The organism is Bradyrhizobium sp. UNPF46 (assembly GCF_006658625.1).
Taxonomy (GTDB): Bacteria; Pseudomonadota; Alphaproteobacteria; order Rhizobiales; family Xanthobacteraceae; genus Bradyrhizobium; species Bradyrhizobium nitroreducens.
On the sequence record NZ_LFJB01000140.1, the window covers coordinates 1 to 5,183 of the forward strand.

The window sequence follows — 5,183 nt, forward strand, 5'->3', positions numbered from 1 at the left end:
CTCGGCGTGTTCAGTGCCCAGCCCGGTCTGCAGCCGGCAGCAAGCGCGCCGCCGACCGACATGGAGCTGCAGAGCTTCTGGAGCGTGCTGAAGAAGATCGGCCAGGGCGTGCAGACCGGTGTGAATATCGGTCACCAGCTCGGCGTGTTCAGTGCCCAGCCCGGCCTGGAGCCGGCAGCAAGCGCGCCGCCGTCCGACATGGAGCTGCAGAGCTTCTGGAGCGTGCTGAAGAAGATCGGCCAGGGCGTGCAGACCGGCGTGAACATCGGTCACCAGCTCGGCGTGTTCAGTGCTCAGCCCGGCCTGGAGTCCGCCGCGGCCGCGCAGCCGACCGACATGGAGCTGCAGAGCTTCTGGAGCGTGCTGAAGAAGATCGGTCGGGGTGCCCAGACCGGCCTGGATATCGGCCATCAGCTCGGCGTGGTCAGCGCCGGCCAGCCCGGCCTGCAGCCGGCAGCAAGCGCACCGCCGACCGACATGGAGCTGCAGAGCTTCTGGAGCGTGCTGAAGAAGATCGGGCAGGGTGTGCAGACCGGTGTGAACATCGGCCACCAGCTCGGCGTGTTCAGCGCCGGCCAGCCCGGCATGCAGCCGGCAGCAAGCGCACAGCCGACCGACATGGAGCTGCAGAGCTTCTGGAGCGTGCTCAAGAAGATCGGCCAGGGCGCCCAGACCGGCCTCGATATCGGTCGCCAGCTCGGCGTCTTCAACGCCGGTCAGCCCGGCACGATGCACTAGACCCCACACGCACGAGGCGGGCGCAAGCCCGCCTCTGCGCACAGAATGGATGGAAGCCAGATGGCGGATTCAAACACGTCGCAGCAATTCATCGTGCAGGGAGACCCGGTCCGATCCGGTCAGCTCAACGAACACCTGCGGCTTGAAACCGGCGTGACGCGAATAGCGCAGGTCGCTCCCGACGTCGTCATCCTGTCGATGACGAAGACACAGGCCGATCGCCTGAAGTCGACGTTTGCCACGCTCGTGGTCGAACCGAATTCAGCGCTGAAGCCGTTCGATGCCGACTGATTTCGGTGGGCAAACATTGGACACGCAAAACATCAAGGAGGCTGCAATGGCCACGAGAGGCAAACCAGGAACGTCCGGGCAACGCGAGCACGATGCGACCGAAGCGGCGGCAATCGGCAACGGCGTGGATCCGGGACACGGTGCCGGCCCGTCACCGGCGTCGGGCCAGGGGCCCGCAACGATCGTATCGCGCAAATCGCAATTCATGATCGCGCCGCAGCAGCAGCCCGGGCTTGCGACCTTCAGCGTCGACTTCCTGACCCAGCAGCTCACCAACAGCCCCGACATCGAAGTGGTGAAGACGGTCTCTCCGCCGCGCCTGTTCGGATTTCAGAGCGCGGAGCTCGGACAGGTGCCGCTCAGTCCGCTGGTTCTCGCCAAGATGACTCCCGACAAGGCCAAGCTGCTGCAGACCCAGGCCCAGGGGCGTTGCGCGGTGGAGCGTGACGAGCGGCTGACCTACATGCTCGACCCGACCACGCCGCAGCTTCCCAATCCGGGCGTGCTGACGCCGCTGGCCGACGGCTTCACCGCGACGATCGAGGTGTTGGGCCAGGACGGCCCGCTGCCCGAAGCCGAGGTCTATGTGTTCGGCAGCATGTGGCCGGCACAGGGCGTCACCGACGCCACCGGCCGTGCCACGGTGACCCTGCAGGGCGAAACGCCGGAGACCATCCGCTCGATCCTCGTCAAACCGAAGATCGACTACTGGACCTTCTGGCTCGATCGTCCGCAGCTCGTTCCCAACAGCGTCAACCGGATCGCCGTGAGGGCGCTCGGCGCAGTCCTGCGCAACTTCCCCGGCCAGCAATTGATGGGGTGGGGTGAGCGCGCGATGGGCCTCGATCGTCTGCCGCCGTCCTATGACGGTAGCGGCATCAAGATTGCGATCATCGATTCCGGCCTGGCGCCGACCCATCGCAATCTGCACGGCATCACGGAAGGCACCAGCATCGTCGGCAATGACAAGGCGGCGTGGACCGTCGACACGATCGGCCATGGCTCGCATTGCGCCGGGATCATCGCCGGCGGTCCGGTCGGCGCCGGCGGCGGAATCCGCGGCTTCGCTCCCGCGGCGGAGATCCATGTCTGCCGCATCTTCCCCGGCGGCCGGTTCAGCGATCTCGTCGCTGCGCTCGATTACTGCATGGAGCACGGCATCGACGTCGTCAATATGAGCCTGGGCGGCGGCGACCCCTCGCAGATCATCGAGGAGCGCATCATCCGCGCCAAGCAGATGGGCATGGCCTGCATCATCGCCGCCGGCAACTCGTCGGGGCCGGTGCAGTTTCCGGCGTCGACGCCGCATTGCCTGGCGGTCGCCGCGCTGGGCAAGTGGGGCGAATTCCCCGATGACAGCTATCATTCGCAGCAGGCCCTCGACGGCTTCCAGAGCCGCGACGGATATTTCCCGGCAAAGTTCTCCTGCTTCGGACCGGAGGTCGACGTCTGCGCGCCCGGCGTCGGCATCGTCTCGTCGCTTCCCGCCGATGGCTTCGGCGCATGGGACGGCACCTCGATGGCGACGCCGCATGTCACGGGCCTCGCCGCGCTCGTGCTGGCGCATCATCGGGACTTCACCAAGGGCAACTTCCAGAATCGCGATGCCCGCCGTGTCGAGCGGCTGTTCCAGATCCTGAAGGAAACCGCGACGCCGCTGCAATTCGGTGACCCCAACCGGACCGGCGCGGGACTGCCGAACGCGATGCGGGCGCTCGGCCTCGAAACCGGAATCGCCCCGGTCGCCGCCGCTGCGTCCGCGACCGATCCGTCGCTGGCGACGCTGCGTCGCCTGCTCGGATTGCCGCCGGCCGAAGCACCGAGCATGGTGCCGGCGAGCGCCCCTGCGCCGCAATCCGCCGCGCCGATGCAGGCCAGCGCGAGCAACGTGGCGCGCGGTCCGGCCCAAACGGCAGGCGCGATGGCGCTGCAGTCCGTCGATCCCACGCAAAGCGGCTCGAGCTACGTCGCCCGCGGTCCCGCACAGACGGCGAACGAGGTGTTCGTCCCCACCATGATGGATCCCGATCCGGCCCAGATCCGGGAGATCATGCACAAGGTCGGATTGCTGTAACGCGCGCCGATGCGAATGATGATAGGGGCACAGCGGCAGTCGTCGCTGTGCCCTTGGCGTTTTACTGCGCTGTGATCGGGAGCGTGAAAGGAAAGCGGGGGGTAAGCGCTTGCGAAGGCCATCGGATCTCGGCATCGTATATTTTCGATGGGTTCGCTTCGCTTTACCGATCCTACAAGTTTGATGATGGGAGGCGCCAGTGCAACTAAATCTGTCCCGTTATTCCATGGGATTTCTGGAATTGTTTCCTCCCGACCGGGTGGAGCTTCGCGGTTCAGGCACACTTCTAAAAGTCGGCACAACGTATGGCATCTTGACCGCAGGGCATGTGTGGCAAGTAGTTCGCGAACTTAACGTTGTCGGAATCTATCTATATCCGCCGCGCAATACTGAGATGCATTCCATATGGGAGGAGGTGAGTCTTCTGGACGCGGTCACCTTTGAGAACCGAGACGAGGATGAGTATGGGCCAGATATCGCTTTCGTTCGTCTCAGAAGGGACAAGGCCGCGTCAATCGAGCTGCATGGCACTTTCCTTAGCTTCGAAAGGGATGAACAAAGGATTCGAGCTGGCGCGCCGGAAGGCAGTAAGGTCGTCGATGTCGTTGTCGGGGGCGTCGAGGCTATGGGGCAGAAGATAAATATACGGCATGATCGGCGGCTCATCGTCCAGCGCTCACTTGCAAATGTGGGGCGTGCTAAGACCATCGACGACGGGCGCGACGGTTTCGATCGCTTAGAGTTGATCCCCGAGCCGGATCCAGATTTTGAAACCCCTCACTCCTACGGCGGGATGAGTGGCGGTGGATGCTTCCGGGTGTACTTTCCCGAGAGCCATGGGGGCGAGATCGAGGCGATCAATTTTCATTTGTTGGGCGTAGCATTCTACGAAACGGTCGTGGCAGGAAAGGCTGATAGAATCATCTGTCACGGCCGCCGAAGCCTGACCGACAAGTTATTGCCGGCTGTTCGTGCAAAGTGGCCCGCCGAAGCTTAAGAGGAGGCAGTTCGCACGAAAACCATCATGCGCATCGTTAGAGAAGTGTGTCGGCTTGCTATTAATTGTCCCAACGTACTTCGGTAGCTAGATATTCGTACAAGACACTGCGCACCGTCATCAGCCCGATTTGCACTGCAACGTAACGGTAGACGCCGCCTTGAACCAGTATCCATCCGTCATCTGTGAGATCCTGGCCGGTTAGAACGCGAGTCATCATGCGGCTGCCGACTTCCGGAAACACATCCATGGGGTTGGCCAAAGTCTCGAATTCCTCTCGATCACCAGCGGTCATGTATTCCAGTGGGATGATCCTTACGGACGCAGGCTCTCCCATCATTGGCTCGCCCATCTCGAAGAATGCATGTCCGCGCGCATTCTTCACGACTACACGCTTGATGCGCTCGATGTCCGGCTTCCAGACTAGGCGGCGATCGCCGCCAATCGTGGTGTAGCTGCTTGATCGCTTGATTGCAGTTTGTAGGGCTTCGCTCTTCTCAAGGATCCGCCGCGCGCTAGGGATGACTTGCTTTGTGGGATCGGTTGTGCCGGTTATAGCCGCGCTCAGAGAGGCGACCATATACGCCTCATCTTTTGAGAAACCATTGTTGCAAGGCGTACAGACCGGCACTGTGGGCAAGTTTTCTGGCCGGGGATCTCTAAGGAAACTCTTCGATGGCACGTGATCCACGTTGGTTGCAAGATTCATTAGTGCCTTAGCGCAGTGGATGCACCAGCCTTTGTTGCGGTTGTCGAAAAATTCCCCGATTATGTCCACGACCCACTCCGGTGGTGCTCAGTTGCTTTGCGTTGTATCAGATTTTTACGCTTGCGGTTTGGGCTATTGCCAACCGTCCGGCGAGCCTTGTTTCCCCTGCCGTCAACCCCTCCCCGCAAAAATATTCCACTTTACCGAAATTCGGTTTTGTCGTATGTGTCGCCCATCCCGGCTCATCCAAGAGGGGCGACTTGTGGTCGTCTTGTTCGCGAGCTGGGGTTGCGGTGGACGCGGCAGCGTCGGCATGAGAGGTGCGGGCAGGGCGGGTAGTCCCTGTGAGCCCGAGGCCGCGTGCGGACGAACGG

Annotated in this window: 5 protein-coding genes; 4 read left to right on the top strand and 1 reads right to left on the bottom strand. The window is 62.4% G+C overall.

The features are described 5' to 3' along the window. The 4 genes from UNPF46_RS38095 to UNPF46_RS37150 form a co-directional block, all read left to right on the top strand. A partial coding sequence (locus tag UNPF46_RS38095) for a hypothetical protein (protein WP_181770282.1) occupies positions 1-738 on the top strand: 738 nt, incomplete at its 5' end. A gap of 60 nt (positions 739-798) precedes the next feature. After that, on the top strand, positions 799-1,029 hold the full coding sequence (locus UNPF46_RS37140) for a hypothetical protein (RefSeq protein WP_097660188.1): 231 nt from the start codon (positions 799-801) through the stop codon (positions 1,027-1,029). A 46-nt stretch (positions 1,030-1,075) separates the two neighbouring features. Further along, entirely contained in the window at positions 1,076-3,103 is a 2,028-nt protein-coding gene (locus UNPF46_RS37145) for a S8 family serine peptidase (protein WP_181770283.1), read from the top strand. Positions 3,104-3,302: 199 nt separating this feature from the next. Further along, complete coding sequence (locus tag UNPF46_RS37150) at positions 3,303-4,100, top strand: hypothetical protein (protein WP_142253329.1); 798 nt, start codon at positions 3,303-3,305, stop codon at positions 4,098-4,100. A 61-nt stretch (positions 4,101-4,161) separates the two neighbouring features. Here UNPF46_RS37150 and UNPF46_RS37155 read toward each other — a convergent pair whose 3' ends face one another. Beyond that, the gene (locus UNPF46_RS37155; protein WP_142253330.1) at positions 4,162-4,878 is read right to left on the bottom strand and encodes a hypothetical protein; all 717 of its coding nucleotides are present in this window, start codon (positions 4,876-4,878) and stop codon (positions 4,162-4,164) included. Positions 4,879-5,183 lie beyond the last annotated feature (305 nt).

What these genes read in the sequence shown, in the direction of transcription:
- UNPF46_RS37140 (WP_097660188.1), top strand. Translation starts at nt 799, where the DNA reads ATGGCGGATTCAAACACGTCGCAGCAATTCATCGTGCAGGGAGACCCG.
- UNPF46_RS37145 (WP_181770283.1), top strand. Translation starts at nt 1,076, where the DNA reads ATGGCCACGAGAGGCAAACCAGGAACGTCCGGGCAACGCGAGCACGAT.